This window comes from Pseudomonas sp. W2Jun17, assembly GCF_023127795.1.
Classification (GTDB): Bacteria; Pseudomonadota; Gammaproteobacteria; order Pseudomonadales; family Pseudomonadaceae; genus Aquipseudomonas; species Aquipseudomonas synxantha_A.
On record NZ_SPKO01000033.1, the window covers coordinates 175963 to 190416 of the forward strand.

18 protein-coding genes are annotated in these 14454 nt (G+C 61.3%); 14 read left to right on the top strand and 4 right to left on the bottom strand.

What is annotated here, in order from left to right; all coding sequences use genetic code 11:
* Nucleotides 1-24 precede the first annotated feature (24 nt).
* Nucleotides 25-312 carry a HigA family addiction module antitoxin gene (locus E4O98_RS20850; RefSeq protein WP_103734238.1) on the bottom strand — a complete coding sequence of 96 codons (288 nt, stop codon included), beginning with the start codon at nt 310-312 and terminating at the stop codon, nt 25-27.
* Nucleotides 313-745: 433 nt separating this feature from the next.
* Between E4O98_RS20850 and E4O98_RS20855 the strand changes: the two genes are divergently transcribed.
* The 10 genes from E4O98_RS20855 (at nt 746) to madM (ending at nt 8374) form a co-directional block, all read left to right on the top strand.
* The gene (locus E4O98_RS20855) at nt 746-1000 is read left to right on the top strand and encodes a DUF6124 family protein (RefSeq protein ID WP_103734239.1); all 255 of its coding nucleotides are present in this window, start codon (nt 746-748) and stop codon (nt 998-1000) included.
* A 252-nt stretch (nt 1001-1252) separates the two neighbouring features.
* On the top strand, nt 1253-2923 hold the full coding sequence (gene mdcA / locus E4O98_RS20860; protein WP_032878949.1) for a malonate decarboxylase subunit alpha: 1671 nt from the start codon (nt 1253-1255) through the stop codon (nt 2921-2923).
* On the top strand, nt 2924-3757 hold the full coding sequence (locus E4O98_RS20865; protein WP_248127956.1) for a triphosphoribosyl-dephospho-CoA synthase: 834 nt from the start codon (nt 2924-2926) through the stop codon (nt 3755-3757). It abuts the gene before it with no gap.
* Nucleotides 3757-4056: a malonate decarboxylase subunit delta gene (locus tag E4O98_RS20870; RefSeq protein ID WP_025857695.1), complete on the top strand. Its 300-nt coding sequence runs from the start codon at nt 3757-3759 to the stop codon at nt 4054-4056. The genes E4O98_RS20865 and E4O98_RS20870 overlap by 1 nt, the downstream gene beginning before the upstream one ends.
* Nucleotides 4049-4891 (top strand): biotin-independent malonate decarboxylase subunit beta, encoded by an 843-nt coding sequence (locus tag E4O98_RS20875; RefSeq protein WP_103734242.1) that lies wholly within the window; start codon nt 4049-4051, stop codon nt 4889-4891. The genes E4O98_RS20870 and E4O98_RS20875 overlap by 8 nt, the downstream gene beginning before the upstream one ends.
* Nucleotides 4888-5658, top strand: coding sequence for a biotin-independent malonate decarboxylase subunit gamma (gene mdcE, locus E4O98_RS20880; protein WP_248089926.1), 771 nt, complete (start codon nt 4888-4890; stop codon nt 5656-5658). The genes E4O98_RS20875 and mdcE overlap by 4 nt, the downstream gene beginning before the upstream one ends.
* The gene (locus E4O98_RS20885; RefSeq protein WP_248136149.1) at nt 5652-6248 is read left to right on the top strand and encodes a malonate decarboxylase holo-ACP synthase; all 597 of its coding nucleotides are present in this window, start codon (nt 5652-5654) and stop codon (nt 6246-6248) included. Before mdcE ends, E4O98_RS20885 begins: the two co-directional genes overlap by 7 nt.
* A complete protein-coding gene (mdcH, locus tag E4O98_RS20890) occupies nt 6245-7144 on the top strand; it encodes a malonate decarboxylase subunit epsilon (protein ID WP_032878955.1) in 900 nt (299 codons plus the stop codon). The genes E4O98_RS20885 and mdcH overlap by 4 nt, the downstream gene beginning before the upstream one ends.
* A 67-nt stretch (nt 7145-7211) precedes the next feature.
* Nucleotides 7212-7604, top strand: a complete 393-nt coding sequence (gene madL, locus E4O98_RS20895; RefSeq protein WP_032878957.1) for a malonate transporter subunit MadL — start codon at nt 7212-7214, stop codon at nt 7602-7604.
* Between the two features lie 5 nt (nt 7605-7609).
* Complete coding sequence (madM, locus tag E4O98_RS20900) at nt 7610-8374, top strand: malonate transporter subunit MadM (protein WP_032881185.1); 765 nt, start codon at nt 7610-7612, stop codon at nt 8372-8374.
* A 73-nt stretch (nt 8375-8447) separates the two neighbouring features.
* On the opposite strand, the gene E4O98_RS20905 is transcribed toward madM, so the two are convergent.
* The gene (locus tag E4O98_RS20905; RefSeq protein ID WP_032878959.1) at nt 8448-9362 is read right to left on the bottom strand and encodes a LysR substrate-binding domain-containing protein; all 915 of its coding nucleotides are present in this window, start codon (nt 9360-9362) and stop codon (nt 8448-8450) included.
* A gap of 144 nt (nt 9363-9506) precedes the next feature.
* Between E4O98_RS20905 and E4O98_RS20910 the strand changes: the two genes are divergently transcribed.
* Complete coding sequence (locus tag E4O98_RS20910; protein WP_005792233.1) at nt 9507-10124, top strand: hemolysin III family protein; 618 nt, start codon at nt 9507-9509, stop codon at nt 10122-10124.
* A gap of 24 nt (nt 10125-10148) precedes the next feature.
* Here the strand turns inward: E4O98_RS20910 and E4O98_RS20915 are convergent, their stop codons facing one another.
* On the bottom strand, nt 10149-11051 hold the full coding sequence (locus E4O98_RS20915) for a LysR family transcriptional regulator (RefSeq protein ID WP_032878961.1): 903 nt from the start codon (nt 11049-11051) through the stop codon (nt 10149-10151).
* A 108-nt stretch (nt 11052-11159) separates the two neighbouring features.
* On the opposite strand from E4O98_RS20915, the gene E4O98_RS20920 reads away from it, so the two are divergent.
* Genes E4O98_RS20920 through E4O98_RS20930 form a run of 3 tightly spaced genes read left to right on the top strand, consistent with a single transcriptional unit; the run spans nt 11160 to nt 13689 of the window.
* The gene (locus tag E4O98_RS20920; RefSeq protein ID WP_228309071.1) at nt 11160-12401 is read left to right on the top strand and encodes a D-amino acid dehydrogenase; all 1242 of its coding nucleotides are present in this window, start codon (nt 11160-11162) and stop codon (nt 12399-12401) included.
* Nucleotides 12402-12411: 10 nt separating this feature from the next.
* A complete protein-coding gene (locus E4O98_RS20925) occupies nt 12412-12762 on the top strand; it encodes a RidA family protein (RefSeq protein WP_032878965.1) in 351 nt (116 codons plus the stop codon).
* Nucleotides 12763-12786: 24 nt separating this feature from the next.
* Entirely contained in the window at nt 12787-13689 is a 903-nt protein-coding gene (locus E4O98_RS20930) for a transporter substrate-binding domain-containing protein (protein WP_078822546.1), read from the top strand.
* A 9-nt stretch (nt 13690-13698) separates the two neighbouring features.
* Here the strand turns inward: E4O98_RS20930 and E4O98_RS20935 are convergent, their stop codons facing one another.
* Nucleotides 13699-14418, bottom strand: coding sequence for a 16S rRNA (uracil(1498)-N(3))-methyltransferase (locus tag E4O98_RS20935; RefSeq protein ID WP_248136151.1), 720 nt, complete (start codon nt 14416-14418; stop codon nt 13699-13701).
* Nucleotides 14419-14454: the final 36 nt, after the last annotated feature.

Here is a 14454-nt window from a genome sequence, read left to right on the forward strand (position 1 = left end):
CTGAATTGTGCTTGGCCCAAGATCTCAATCAATCCGCGCAAACCGCTCAATTACCGGTTGCTCCCGATGCTCGGCCTGCCATAAGTCGTAGGCACTTTGCATCGACAACCATAACTGGGCTTTACTCACGCCAGCCCGTTCCAACCGAACGGCAAGGTCCGGGCTGACCGGGGCGTGGCCATGCAAGATCCTTGAAAAAGTCTCGCGGGCGAAGCCAAGACGTCGCGCCATCTCGGTAATGGTGATGCCCAAGGCTGGGATAACGTCCTCAAGTAAAATTTCACCTGGGTGAGTTGGGTTGTGCATCGGCATGTTGGTACGTCCTTCGACTATGGGCATTCAACCGCGAAGGCTAGAAGGACCAGTTCCAAGCAACAACCCCAAAACGCTGTATGAAACTTCCTGCACGCCCTTCGACATAAAAGGCTTCGGATTTTTCCTGCAAGATTTTGGGCCGCGCATGAACTTGTGGTGAGAGGTCCGCACGCCTAGTCTTTGTCCCGTCATCGCAAAAAACGGTGACACGGACGTGCAAGTCCGACGAAACTGTTTAGGCGTGCAAACGCCCAGCCATCCAACGGGCGTTTTTTGTGCTCGCTGCTTTATGGCGGCTGCGCGCAGGAGGTCTTCGGACCTGCTGGGTGTCCTAAACAGGCCCGGTCTTGCACACCTGCGCACGGTCGCCACCCTCATTCGCGTGCAAGCGAACGGTGGCGCTCCTTACTCACTGTTTAGGAGTTTCATCATGATCAAACCTACCCCCAATCCACCCCTTTTCACCGTCAACCCCCACCAAACCACCGAAACCCTGCTGGTCAACGCCAGTGAAACCCTGTCCTCCCTCAACGCACTCACCTGCAACCTGGCCTTTGACCTGGACACTTCCCAGCGCGCCATCATGCTCGGGATTCAGCAAATGGCAGAGTTTGGTCAGTTGTTGGTCGATAGGGCACTTGAGCAAATCAGCCATTCGCCGGAATTTTCAAACGGTCCCAAATAGGGACTGATCGGTCCTTGTTTGGGACCGATATCTAACAAGCAACGCTGAGCAAATGTGGGAGGGGGCTTGCTCCCGATTGCGGTGGGTCAGTAATAAGTTTGTCAACTGACACACCTCTATCGGGAGCAAGCCCCCTCCCACATTTTGAGCTTTGTTACTCCAGGCGTAACGGTCTGCCGCTGAGCTTGATTGATAGCACCTAAATTCACTCCTAAGGTACAGCCCCACGACAGCAAACCCCGTGGAGCGACCATGACAACAACCATCACCCCCGACTCGCGCTGGACGCGGCGGCGCGACGAGAAGCAGCGGCGGCTCGGGCTGGTCAAACAGTATGCAGACGGGGCGGTGTTGCCCAGCGACAGGATCGTCGAGGCCCTGGAAGCGCTGATCCTCCCCGGCGACCGCGTGGTGCTGGAGGGCAACAACCAGAAGCAGGCCGACTTTCTCTCGCGCTCCCTGGCCAAGGCTGACCCGGCCAAGCTCCACGATTTGCACATGATCATGCCCAGTGTCGGGCGCGCCGAGCACTTGGACTTGTTCGAGAAAGGCATCGCCCGCAAGCTCGACTTTTCCTTCGCCGGCACTCAATCCCTGCGCATCAGCCAGTTGCTGGAAGACGGGCTGCTGGAAATCGGCGCGATCCATACCTACATCGAACTCTATGCGCGCCTGGTGGTGGACCTGATCCCCAACGTGGTGCTCTCGGCCGGCTTCATGGCCGACCGTGCCGGCAATATCTACACCGGCGCCAGCACCGAAGACACCCCGGCGCTGATCGAACCCGCCGCGTTCAGCGATGGCATCGTCATTGTGCAGGTCAACCAGTTGGTGGACGACGTCACCGACTTGCCCCGTGTGGACATCCCCGCAAGCTGGGTGGATTTCGTGGTGGTGGCCGACAAGCCTTTCTACATCGAACCGCTGTTCACCCGCGACCCGCGCCATATCAAGCCGGTGCATGTGCTGATGGCGATGATGGCGATCCGTGGCATCTACGAAAAACACAATGTGCAGTCGCTCAACCATGGCATCGGCTTCAACACCGCCGCCATCGAATTGATCCTCCCCACCTACGGCGAATCCCTGGGTCTGAAGGGCAAGATCTGCCGCAACTGGACCCTCAACCCACACCCCACGTTGATCCCGGCGATTGAAAGCGGTTGGGTCGAGAGCGTGCATTGCTTCGGCACCGAGCTGGGCATGGAAAACTACATCGCCGCCCGCCCGGATGTGTTCTTCACCGGCCGCGATGGCTCGATGCGCTCCAATCGCATGTTCTGCCAACTGGCCGGCCAGTACGCGGTGGACCTGTTTATCGGCGCCACCCTGCAAGTGGATGGCGATGGGCATTCCAGCACCGTGACCCGTGGCCGCCTTGCCGGTTTCGGTGGTGCGCCGAACATGGGCCACGACCCACGTGGTCGTCGGCACGGCACACCGGCCTGGCTGGATATGCGCCATGACGATGCGCCCGAGGCCTTGCTTGAGCGCGGCAAAAAACTTGTGGTGCAAATGGTCGAGACCTTCCAGGAGGGCGGCAAACCGACCTTTGTCGACACCCTCGACGCAGTAGAAGTGGCCCGCAAAAGCGGCATGCCGCTGGCGCCGATCATGATCTACGGCGACGACGTTACCCACTTGCTCACCGAAGAAGGCATCGCCTACCTCTACAAGGCGCGCTCCCTGGAAGAGCGCCAGGCAATGATCGCTGCCGTCGCCGGGGTGACGGCCATCGGTATGCGCCATAACCCCAAGGACACCGCCCGTATGCGTCGCGAAGGCTTGATCGCCTTGCCCGAAGACTTAGGTATCCGCCGCACCGATGCCACCCGCGAGTTGCTGGCTGCCAAGAGCGTAGCCGACCTGGTGGAATGGTCCGGTGGCTTGTACAACCCGCCCGCCAAATTCAGGAGCTGGTAAATGCGCGCTCTAAAACAGCATGAATTGAGCCTGGCCGATCGCCTGGCGGATATGGCCGTCGACGCGCTGATCGATGAAGCGGATTTGTCGCCTAAACCCGCCTTGGTAGACCGGCGCGGCAACGGCGCCCACAGTGATTTGCACCTGGGCCTGATGCACGCCTCAGCGCTGTCGCTGTGGCCGATGTTCAAGGAAATGGCCGAGGCTGCCCTTGAATTCGGTGAAGTCGGTGTGCCCTTGCGTGAAGCACTCGGCCGTCTTGGCCGCGAAGGCGAGCAAGCGATGCTCATCACTACCAACGGCGTAAATACCCATCGCGGCGCAATCTGGGCTCTTGGTTTGCTCACCGCAGCAGCGGCCCTGCAACCACGCGCCGTAACCCTGACCGCGGCCAAACTAGCTCTGCTCGAAGACCGCTTCGCGCCGCAACCACTAAGCCACGGCGCACAGGTCGCCCAGCGCTACGGCGCACGCGGTGCCCGTGAAGAAGCGCAACTGGGCTTCCCCGCTGTGATGCAACGCGGCCTGCCGCAACTGCATAAAAGCCGCGGGCAAAACGCCGGTGAGCAGAATGCCCGCCTGGATGCCTTGCTCGCGATCATGACCGAGCTGGCCGACACCTGCGTGCTCTACCGCGCCGGCACTGAAGGCCTCCAAGCCATGCAGCAAGGCGCCCAGGCCGTGCTCGACGCTGGCGGTAGCGCAACCCTCGCGGGCCGTCGCCAACTGCACGCACTGGACCAGCAACTCCTGGCCCTGAATGCCTCCCCTGGCGGCGCTGCCGACTTGCTCGCCGCCTGCCTGTTTATCGACCGCCTCGACGGAGCGTTGTGATGGAAACCTTATCCTTTGAATTCCCCGCGGGCCAGCCGCCAAAAGGCCGCGCGCTGGTGGGTTGCGTCGGTTCGGGCGACCTCGAAGTGCTGCTGGAGCCGGGCACTCCCGGCACGCTGACCATCCAAGTGCAGACCTCGGTCAACGGCGCCGAGCAACGTTGGCAGCACCTGTTCGAACGCATCTTCCAGGAGCAGACGCCACCTGCCTTGAACATCGATATCCACGATTTCGGCGCCACCCCCGGCGTGGTGCGTTTGCGCCTGGAGCAAGGTTTCGAGGAGGTCGGCCATGACTGATTTGCTCAACAAACACAGCTTCGTCGAACTCGGTGCGCGGCAGCGCGCCAAGGCGTTGTTGGATGCTGGCACTTATCGTGAACTGATCGACCCGTTCCAACGGGTCATGTCGCCGTGGCTCAGCCGCCAGGGCGTGGTGCCCCAGGCCGATGACGGTGTGGTGATTGCCAAGGGCAGCATCGGCGGTTTGCCGGTAGTGGTCGCCGCTATCGAGGGCAATTTCCAAGGCGGCAGCCTCGGTGAAGTCGGTGGCGCAAAAATCGCGGGGGCACTGGAACTGGCCGCCGAAGACAACCGCAACGCCATACCGACCCGCGCCGTGCTGCTGCTGGAGACCGGTGGGGTGCGCTTGCAGGAAGCCAACCTGGGCCTTGCCGCGATTGCCGATATTCACGCGGCGATTGTCGACCTGCGCCAGTACCAGCCGGTGGTCGGTGTGGTGGCGGGCAGTGTCGGTTGTTTTGGTGGTATGTCCATCGCGGCCGGACTGTGCAGTTACCTGGTGGTCACCCGCGAAGCGCGCCTGGGGCTGAACGGACCGCAGGTGATCGAACAGGAGGCCGGGCTGGAAGAATACGACTCCCGCGACCGCCCGTTTATCTGGAGCCTCACCGGCGGCGAACAACGTTTCAACAGTGGCTTGGCCGACCGTTACGTGGCGGACGATGTGGTGCAGATCCAGCAGACCGTGAGCGCGCTGTTGCAACACGGGGCGCCCGAACAACCCCGCAGCCGGCGCGCTGATTTCTACCTGGCGCGGCTGGCCGAACTCGACACAGCGGCGCAAATCGAGCCCGCGACGGTTCGCGCTCTGTATCAGGGAGAACGCCCATGAGAGGGTTACAGTGGTTCAATGCATTGAGCGCTGGCGCAGCACCCGTAGAGGGCTTGCCGGACTCATTGAAAGTCGCAGACGGCGTATTGGGTGAACAGGCGGTGCGCTTTATCGCCGTGGTCACCGACCCCAATAACCGCTTCCCGCGTGCACGCAATGGCGAAGTCGGGTTGCTGGAAGGTTGGGGGCTAGCCAAGGCCGTCGATGAAGCCATCGTGACGGGTGACAAACGCCCCATCATCGCCATCGTCGATGTGCCCAGCCAAGCCTATGGTCGCCGTGAAGAAGCCCTCGGCATCCACCAGGCCCTGGCCGCCGCTGCCGACAGCTACGCCCGCGCACGCCTGGCCGGGCACCCGGTGATTGCGTTGCTGGTGGGCAAGGCCATGTCCGGTGCGTTTCTGGCCCACGGTTACCAGGCCAACCGCTTGATCGCCCTGCGCGACCCTGGGGTAATGGTGCACGCCATGGGCAAGGCTTCGGCCGCACGGGTGACCCTGCGCAGCGTCGAAGAACTCGAAGCCTTGGCCGCCAGTGTGCCGCCGATGGCCTATGACATCGACAGTTATGCCAGCCTGGGTTTGCTCTGGGAGACCTTGTCGGTGAGCCAGGTTGAACAGCCGACAACGGACGATGTGGCGCGGGTCAGCGATTGCCTGGTGCAGGCGATCAAAGATGTCGTGCAACCCGATTTAAAAGAACGTCTCGGTGCGACTAATCGCACCGCCTCAAGCCATGTACGCCAACTGCTGCGGGAGCAATGGTGAACGCCCATGACTTGCTCTGGGGCATGACCCCGGCGCACCTGCCTGCGGATGCTCCGGCCTGGGCGCGGGACGCGCTGAGCGCCGGCCATCCAGTAGTGGTGCGGCGCGCCATTACCGAAGCAGGTCAAGTGGCGGTTGGCGTACGTGGGCGTCTGCGTGAGCAGCGTTATGGGGCGGTGATGCCTGTTGCTGCGGTGCAACGGCGCGTGGCGCCCGAAGACTTGCGCCAGGTGATCTCGCCACGGGATTTACCGGCGCTGCGGGCGCTCGATCAACTGCGGCCAGTGTTGGCGCAGTATCACTGGGGCGTCAGCGGCAGCGCCGGATTTGAATTGGCGAGCGGCGTCGAAGCGTTGCATGCCATGAGTGATCTGGATTTGATCCTGCGCACCCCCGAACCGCTTGATCGCAACGCGGCGCGTGCATTGCTGGCGAAATTCGACACCGCACCGTGCGCCGTGGACCTGCAACTGCAAACCCTGTTTGGCGCTGTTGCCTTGCGCGAATGGGCCACAGGCTCACGCCGCGTACTGCTCAAAACCACTGGCGGCGCGCACCTTGTACTTGACCCCTGGCAGGCCGTGGCATGAGCAGCTTGTTGGTGTTTCCGGGGCAGGGTGCCCAGCGCGTGGGCATGCTCCAGGCGCTATCGGCCCAGGTTCTGGAAGAAGCCAGTGATGCCTTGGGTGAAGATGTTCGTCGGCTCGATTCGGCGCAAGCCTTGGCGAGCACGCGTGCGGTGCAACTGTGCCTGCTGATCGTCGGCGTTGCCCATGCCCAGCAGTTGCACCATACGCCTGACTACGTGGCGGGCCTGTCCATCGGCGCCTACCCGGCCGCCGTCATCGCCGGCGCCCTGGACTTCGCCGATGCGCTGAAACTGGTCAGCCTGCGTGGCGAGCTGATGCAACAGGCTTATCCACAAGGCTACGGCATGACCGCCCTGATCGGCCCCGATTTATCCACGGTTGAAGCCTTGCTGGCAGATATCCACAGCGCCGCAACTCCGGTGTATCTGGCCAATATCAACGCCGACAACCAGACCGTGATCGCCGGCAGCAATGAAGCGATGCAGCGTGTCGCCGAGCGCATCAAAGGCAACGGCGTCGCCAAGCGTCTGGCAGTGAGCGTGCCGTCCCACTGTGCGCTGCTGGAAGCGCCGGCCAAGGTGCTTGCCCAAGCGTTCGTCCCACTCAAGGCGCCGCGCATCACCTACCTGAGCAGCACCCGCGCGCGACCTATCCACAACCCTGAGCAACTGCGCGATGACCTGGCCTTCAACATGTGCCGCGTCGTCGACTGGCGCGGCACCGTGCAAGGCGCCTACGAGCGTGGCGTACGCCTGCAAATCGAACTGCCCCCGGGCGCGGTGCTCACTGGTCTGTCACGCCGCGTGTTCGAACAAGGCACGGTGATCGCCTGCGAAGGCGCACGCCTGGACACCTTGCAGGCCCTGCTGCAAGAGGAGGAGCGCCGCCACCGATAAAGCAACACCCAAGGCTTTCGAAGCACAACAACAACAATTTCGAACGAGCACTTTGAGGACAACAATCATGATTATCTACGGTGTGGCGTTTCTGGCGCTGTGCACGTTGGCCGGCCTGTTTGTCGGTGAACTGCTGGGCAAATGGATGGGTATCCCGGCTAACGTCGGCGGGGTGGGTATCGCCATGTTGCTGCTGATTGGCCTGGGCAGTTACCTCGGCAAGCGTGGCTTGTTTACCGGCAAGTCGGAGCAGGGCGTGAGCTTCTGGGCTGCGATTTATATCCCGATTGTGGTGGCGATGGCCGCCCAGCAAAACGTGTATGGCGCCATCAGTGGCGGGCCCATGGCGATTCTGGCCGGGACCCTCGCCGTGGTGCTCGGCTTTGCCCTGGTACCGGTGCTGGTGCGTATCGGTAACCGCGAGCCGGTTGCAGCTGTTCCGACCAAAGAAGCCGGGTGATCGCCATGTACGAATCGATGATGAAAGTGATCACCGGGTACGGATTGATCAGTGGTTTTGCCGTGATCGGCCTGACCATGTGGGTTTCCTACTGGATCTCTGACACTTTTACCAAAGGCCGCCTGCATGGCTCGGCCATTGCCATTCTGTTGGGCCTGGTGTTGTCGTATGTGGGAGGCGCTTTTACTGGCGGCTCCAAGGGCGTGGTGGATATTCCACTGTTGTCAGGCATTGGCCTGTTGGGCGGCGCGATGCTGCGGGACTTCGCTATTGTAGCCACGGCGTTTGGCGTGAGTGTCGATGAGTTGAAGCGCGCCGGATACGTCGGCGTGCTGGCTCTGTTTGTCGGTGTGGGCTCGTCGTTTGTTGCCGGGGTAGGGGTGGCAATGGCGTTTGGTTATACCGATGCGGTGAGCCTCACCACCATCGGCGCCGGTGCCGTGACCTATATCGTTGGCCCGGTTACCGGGGCGGCGATTGGGGCCAGTTCCGAGGTGATGGCGCTGTCGATTGCCGCAGGGTTGATCAAGGCTATTTTGGTGATGGTAATGACACCGTTCGTGGCCCCGCTGATCGGGCTGAACAATCCACGTAGTGCGGTGATCTTCGGTGGCTTGATGGGCACTTCCAGCGGCGTGGCGGGCGGGTTGGCGGCGACTGATCCGAAGTTGGTGCCTTATGGGTGTTTGACCGCGGCGTTCTATACAGCGCTGGGGTGTTTGTTGGGGCCGTCGTTGTTGTTTTTGGTGATGAGGGGGTTGGTGGGCTGACTGGGGATTTTCGCTGTCTGGTCTGGCGCAATCGGGGGCGGTGCGACGATTCGACTTGCCCCCGATGGCATTCTCAAGCCTGGCGATTGGCATACATCCGACACTCCGCCAACAACGCCAGCAGGTTCGGGTCACGCTCCTTGGCCTTCAAGAACACCACGCCGATCTGCTGCTGCAACCGATACCTGGGTTGCAGCGGTATCAGCTTCACGCGGTTCTCATACACCGCCGCAATCCGCCCAGGCAGCAGCGCATAACCCACCCCCGAGCTGACCATGCTCAGCAAGGTAAATATATCGTTCACCTGCATCGCCACCTTCGGTTCGAACCCCGCCTGCTTGAACACCCGGTTGCCGTCCTGGTGCGTGGCGAAGCCCTGAGTGAGGGTGATAAAGGTGGCGTCACGCACGTCGGCCAGGTCGATTTCCTGATGGCGGTCCAGGGGGGAATCGGCCGGTGTGGCAAGGAAGATGTCATCGCTGAACAGCGCGATCTGCTCACAGTCCGGATCGGTGGCGTGATCGTCCAGAGAGATGAGGATCGCATCCACCTCCATGTTCTTGAGCTTGTAGAACAGGTCGAAATTGGAGCCCAGGATCAGGTCGATATTGAGTTCGCTGCGGCGGATCTTCAGGCCCATGATCAGTTGCGGTACGGTCTTGACCGTCAGCGAGTACAGCGAGCCGAGCTTGAAGCGTTCGGCGCAGAAGCCGGCGGCTTCGCGGGTCAGGCGCACTCCCTCGACCACATCGGCTATCAGCTTTTGCGCACGCTCTTCGAGCACGTAGGCGCTTTCCAGCGGGGTGAGGTTGCGCCCTTCATGCTTGAACAGCGGGCAGCGCAAGGCACTTTCCAGGGAGTGGATGGCGCGGTGCACGCTGACGTTGCTGGTTTGCAGTTCGGCGGCGGCGCGGGCCAGGTTGCCGGTGCGCATGAACGCCAGGAAGATTTCCAGCTTCTTGAGGGTGAACTCTTCGTCGATCAGCATGGCCGTGGGCTCTTGTTCGATTGCGCTCGATTGTGCCTGCAAACGCAGCCCTCGTCGCTGGAACGTCACACGCTGCTTGCACTCTTATGCGCAAGGCTGGAGGCTTGCCGCCAGTCGTCAACGATGAGGGGAGGTTAACGATAGATGTATCACGGGGAACGGTTCAACGCCTGGAGCCATTTGCTCGGTGCAGTCGCGGCGTGTATTGGCGCCGTGTGGATGTTGGTGGTGGCGAGCCTGGACGGCAGCCCCTGGAAGATCGTCAGCGTGGCGATTTATGGCTTTACCCTGATGGTGCTGTACAGCGCGTCGACCGTCTACCACAGCGTGCGGGGGCGGCGAAAAGAGATCATGCAAAAGGTCGATCACTTTTCGATCTACCTGTTGATCGCCGGCAGCTACACACCGTTCTGCCTGGTGACTCTGCGCGGGCCCTGGGGCTGGACGCTGTTCGGGATTGTGTGGGGGCTGGCGGTGATCGGCATCCTGCAAGAGATCAAGCCGCGCTCGGAGGCGCGGATTCTGTCCATCGTGATCTACGCGGTGATGGGCTGGATCGTACTCGTGGCAGTCAAGCCGCTGATAGCGGCGCTGGGCACGGCAGGGTTTATCTGGTTGGCGTCGGGCGGCGTGTTGTACACCGTGGGCATCATCTTTTTTGCCCTGGAAGATCGCCTGCGCCATTCCCATGGGATCTGGCATTTGTTTGTGATTGGCGGCAGCCTCCTGCATTTTGTGGCGATCATGCATTACGTGCTCTGAATGTGGGAGGGGGCTTCGGTGGTATTAGAGACGTGCCAGTAGCTCACAGGCACGAATGCCGAAGATCTGCAGCAGCTTGGCGAGCATATGCGGCGGTGGTTCATCGCCACGGGTCAGGGCGTAGAGGGTGATCGGCAGGGGTGGCGTGAGGGTGCGGATGCAGGTGGTTGCCGTCGATGCGCCGAGGGCGGTAAAGGGGTCAATGACCGTCAAACCGGCGCCGGACTCCACCATCGCCCGGGCCAGGGAATAGGTTTGTACCGAGATGGTCACGCGTGGCGGTGGATCGACGTTCTCCAGGTAGCTGTCCAGCTTGGTTGCCAGCGGATCAGCACTGGAAAGCCCGATCAATGGCGCGCCCGCCAGTTCGCTCAGCGGCAATGGCTGGTTGATTTCAGCCGCCGACCAATAGCCCTTGGACGCCAATGCAACCAGCACGCCATTGGCCAGCACCTGGGTGGTCAACCCAGGATGGCCGGAAAAGTTGAGGGTCAGCGCCAGGTCGATTTCGCGCATCAGCAGCTTCTGGACCAGCTCACGGCTATGGTCGCTGGACAGCTCGCAAGCCATGTCGGGGTATTCGCGCTTCCATTCCAGAATCGCCGGAGGCAGCAGCGACAAGGCCAACGCCGGAATCGCACCAATGCGCACGCTTTGCCCTGGGGCGCGGCGCAGGCTCTTGGCTAGACGCCTTACACCTTGCAAGCTCTCGGTGACTTTCTCGACTTCGCTTTCCAGTGCCAGGGCTTCCGGCGTGGGCTGCAATTTGCCGCGCACCCGCAGAAACAGCGCAAAGCCCAGCTGCAATTCGGCGTGCTGCAACACTTTGGTCACCGCTGGTTGCGAGACGTGCAGCAACTGCGCGGCAGCACTGATCGAGCCAGTCTGGCGAATGGCCTGGAAGATTTCGATATGACGCAAGCGCATGGCAAGTCCATAACCTTTGTTTATAGGTGACCCATCTTTATTCATTGTCGGTGGCATGTCACCTGCGCCTACGCTTGGTCTTCAGTTAATCAACGGTCGGGGGCTGGGATGGCCAGGCAGGTTTGCATCATCGGTGGTGGGGTTATCGGCTTGGCCAGTGCTTATGCTTTGGTACGGGCTGGCCATGAGGTAACGGTGATCGACGCCCGCGATACCTTGGGCAGCGAAACCAGTTTCGCCAACGGTGGGCAGTTGTCCTATCGCTATGTTGCGCCATTGGCCGACGCGGGCGTGCCGCTGCAAGCGATTGGGTGGCTGTTGCGCGGCGACTCGCCGCTGAAGCTGCGCCCACGGCTTGACCTCCAGCAATGGCGCTGGATGGCAGCGTTCATCGGTGCCTGCCGGGGATCGGTGAACAAGCGCAACGCTGCCCACTTGCTGCGGCTGGCGAGCCTGAGCCAAGGCACCTTGCAGCAATGGCGTGTCGATGATCGCCTGGACGGCTTCGACTGGCGGCGCAACGGCAAGCTGGTGACCTTTCGCAATGCCGAGACGTTTGAGCGTGTACGCAGCAAGGTCACTGACGTCCTTCAGCAGCAGGTGCTGTCTGCGGTGGATTGTACGCACCTGGAACCGGCGTTGGCGGCAGGTGGGTTTGTCGGCGGCATCTATACCCCGAATGAGGAAGTGGCGGACTGTCATGCTTTTTGCCAACGGCTGGCAGCTCGGTTAAAGGCTTCAGGGCGCTGTACATTTTTGCTGGGTCGCAAGGTTACCGGGATTCGTCACGCCGACGGTGCGGTGCAGGCCATCGAAATGGGCCATGACGTGATGCCGGTCGAACAGTTGGTGCTGGCTGCCGGGCATCGCAGCGCCGAGTTGGCGTTGCCGCGCTTGTCGCTGCCGCTGTACCCGCTCAAGGGCTACAGCCTGAGCGTGCCGATCGGCGCGCAGCACAAGGCGCCGAACGTGAGCATCACCGACTATGACCGCAAGATCGTCTACGCGCGCATTGGTGAGCAACTGCGGATCGCGGCCATGGTGGATATTGTCGGCTTTGATGCGCGTCTTGAGCCCAAGCGCCTGGCCTTGATAAAGCGCCAGGCGCTGGAGACGTTTCCCTTGGCCGGTGACTACGCCCACGCGGTCGAGTGGGCCGGTATGCGCCCGGCAACACCGACGGGCGTGCCATTGATCGGTGCCAGCGCCTACCGCAACTTGTGGCTGAACCTGGGGCATGGCGCGCTTGGTTTTACCCTGGCCTGTGGCAGTGGCCAGCTATTGGCTGAGTTGATCAGCCAGCATGTTCCTTCCATTGATATGCAGGGCCTGGCGCCCCGCGCCGCTTGAGGATGCAGCCATGACTATCACCCGAATCAACAGCAACGAGCGTCTTAGCGCTGCCGTGACCTTCAAGGATTTGGTGTTTCTCTCGGGCCAGGTACCGGGCGATGGCCAGGACGTAGGCAGCCAAACCCGAGAAGTGTTGGCCAGGATCGACGCGCTGTTGGCCGAGGCGGGCAGTGACAAGGATCACCTGCTCAACGCGACGATTTACCTGAAGGACATCAGTACCGGTTTTACGCCGATGAATGAAGCCTGGTCTGCATGGCTTTCGCCAGGCATGGCGCCCACGCGTACCACCCTGCAAGCAGAGCTGGCGCGACCGAGTGTCCTGGTGGAAATCAGCGTGATTGCAGTACGTAAATAACCGATCTACCAACGGAGAATAACAATGAAAAAAATCCTGTTGACCGGCTGCGCTCTTGGACTTTTTTTGAGCGCAAACGCCCATGCGACCGAAGCGCCTCTGGAGGGCACCTTGAGCAAGATCGCCAGCGCCAAGGCCATCACCCTGGGGTATCGCGATGCGTCGGTGCCGTTTTCCTACATTGGGGATAACAGTGGCAAGCCGATGGGCTACTCGGTGGACCTGGCGAGCAAGATTGTCGAGCGCATCCAGCAGAAAATCGGGGTGAGTGAGCTCAAGGTGAAGTACAACCTGGTGACTTCTCAAACCCGTATTCCGCTGGTGCAGAACGGCACCGTCGACCTGGAGTGCGGCTCCACCGGCGTGACCGCCGAGCGGCAGAAGCAGGTAGCATTTTCCTACGGGTTCATTTACGTGAAGGGGCAGTTGCTAACGGCCAAGGACAGCGGGATCAAAGGCTTTGCCGACCTCAAGGGCAAAAACGTGGTGACCACTGCCGGTACTACCAATGAACGCTTCCTCAAAAGTTACAATGCTGAACACAAAGCCAATATGTTCGTGATCAGCGCCAAAGACCATGGCGAGGCTTTCAAGATGCTCGAGACCGGCCGTGCGGTAGCGTTCTATATGGATGATGCGTTGCTCTACGGCGAGCGCGCCAAGGCCAGGGACCCGCACCACTGGGTGGTGGTGGGCGAGGAGCAGTCGCGGGAGATCTACAGCTGCATGGTGCGCAAGGACGACCCGCAGTTTCTCGCCGTGGTCAACGAGACTTTGGGTGATCTGTACCGTTCGGGAGAGATCAACGGGATTTACCAGCGCTGGTTTGAGCAGCCGATCCCGCCGAAGGGCCTGAACCTGGAATTCCCAATGACCAGCGAGTTGAAGGCGATCATTGCCAAGCCGGTGAGTGATCCGGTGGAGTGATCGCTCCGTTTAGAAATCACCCCAGAGTTGCTGGGCGACCGACAGCGCCACCACGGGCGCGGTTTCGGTACGTAATACCCGTGGCCCCAACCGCGCAGCATGGAAGCCAGCGCCTTGGGCGGTGTCGACTTCGCCGTCGGTCAAGCCACCTTCCGGCCCGATCAGAAACGCCAGGCTCGAAGGCTTCGCGTGACTGATCATCGGCTCGGCGACTGGGTGCAGCACCAGTTTCAGGTCGGCCTCGGTTTGCTTCAGCCAGTCGGCCAGCAACACCGGTGCGTGAATCACCGGCACCGTTGAACGCCCACACTGCTCGCACGCGCTGACGGCAACCTGACGCCAGTGCAGCAGGCGTTTGTCGGCGCGTTCGTCCTTGAGGCGCACTTCGCAGCGCTCGCTGAAGATCGGTGTGATCGTATTGACGCCCAGTTCAGTGGCTTTCTGGATCGCCCAATCCATGCGCTCACCCCGGGACAGGCCCTGGCCGAGGTGGATATGCAGCGGCGATTCATCTTGGCCGGCAAAGCTTTGCGTCAGTTGCACAGTGACGCGTTTTTTACCGACTTCCAGCAGCGTGCCACTAAACTCCTGGCCAGAACCGTCGAACAGCTGCACGGCATCGCCTTCACCCATGCGCAACACACGGCTGATGTAATGCGCCTGGGCTTCAGGAAGTTCATGATCGCCGAGGCTCAGCGGGGTGTCGGTGAAAAAGCGGGACAGTCTCATTTCTGTTCTCTGAAGAGGTGTATGCAGGAGCGAGCT

Excerpts from the sequence above, each read along its gene's own strand:
- mdcA (WP_032878949.1), top strand. The coding sequence starts at position 1,253 with ATGACAACAACCATCACCCCCGACTCGCGCTGGACGCGGCGGCGCGAC.
- mdcH (WP_032878955.1), top strand. The coding sequence starts at position 6,245 with ATGAGCAGCTTGTTGGTGTTTCCGGGGCAGGGTGCCCAGCGCGTGGGC.
- E4O98_RS20870 (WP_025857695.1), top strand. The coding sequence starts at position 3,757 with ATGGAAACCTTATCCTTTGAATTCCCCGCGGGCCAGCCGCCAAAAGGC.
- E4O98_RS20875 (WP_103734242.1), top strand. The coding sequence starts at position 4,049 with ATGACTGATTTGCTCAACAAACACAGCTTCGTCGAACTCGGTGCGCGG.
- E4O98_RS20885 (WP_248136149.1), top strand. The coding sequence starts at position 5,652 with ATGGTGAACGCCCATGACTTGCTCTGGGGCATGACCCCGGCGCACCTG.
- madM (WP_032881185.1), top strand. The coding sequence starts at position 7,610 with ATGTACGAATCGATGATGAAAGTGATCACCGGGTACGGATTGATCAGT.
- madL (WP_032878957.1), top strand. The coding sequence starts at position 7,212 with ATGATTATCTACGGTGTGGCGTTTCTGGCGCTGTGCACGTTGGCCGGC.
- E4O98_RS20865 (WP_248127956.1), top strand. The coding sequence starts at position 2,924 with ATGCGCGCTCTAAAACAGCATGAATTGAGCCTGGCCGATCGCCTGGCG.
- E4O98_RS20935 (WP_248136151.1), bottom strand. The coding sequence starts at position 14,418 with ATGAGACTGTCCCGCTTTTTCACCGACACCCCGCTGAGCCTCGGCGAT.
- E4O98_RS20915 (WP_032878961.1), bottom strand. The coding sequence starts at position 11,051 with ATGCGCTTGCGTCATATCGAAATCTTCCAGGCCATTCGCCAGACTGGC.
- E4O98_RS20910 (WP_005792233.1), top strand. The coding sequence starts at position 9,507 with ATGTATCACGGGGAACGGTTCAACGCCTGGAGCCATTTGCTCGGTGCA.
- E4O98_RS20850 (WP_103734238.1), bottom strand. The coding sequence starts at position 312 with ATGCCGATGCACAACCCAACTCACCCAGGTGAAATTTTACTTGAGGAC.
- mdcE (WP_248089926.1), top strand. The coding sequence starts at position 4,888 with ATGAGAGGGTTACAGTGGTTCAATGCATTGAGCGCTGGCGCAGCACCC.
- E4O98_RS20925 (WP_032878965.1), top strand. The coding sequence starts at position 12,412 with ATGACTATCACCCGAATCAACAGCAACGAGCGTCTTAGCGCTGCCGTG.
- E4O98_RS20905 (WP_032878959.1), bottom strand. The coding sequence starts at position 9,362 with ATGCTGATCGACGAAGAGTTCACCCTCAAGAAGCTGGAAATCTTCCTG.
- E4O98_RS20855 (WP_103734239.1), top strand. The coding sequence starts at position 746 with ATGATCAAACCTACCCCCAATCCACCCCTTTTCACCGTCAACCCCCAC.
- E4O98_RS20920 (WP_228309071.1), top strand. The coding sequence starts at position 11,160 with ATGGCCAGGCAGGTTTGCATCATCGGTGGTGGGGTTATCGGCTTGGCC.
- E4O98_RS20930 (WP_078822546.1), top strand. The coding sequence starts at position 12,787 with ATGAAAAAAATCCTGTTGACCGGCTGCGCTCTTGGACTTTTTTTGAGC.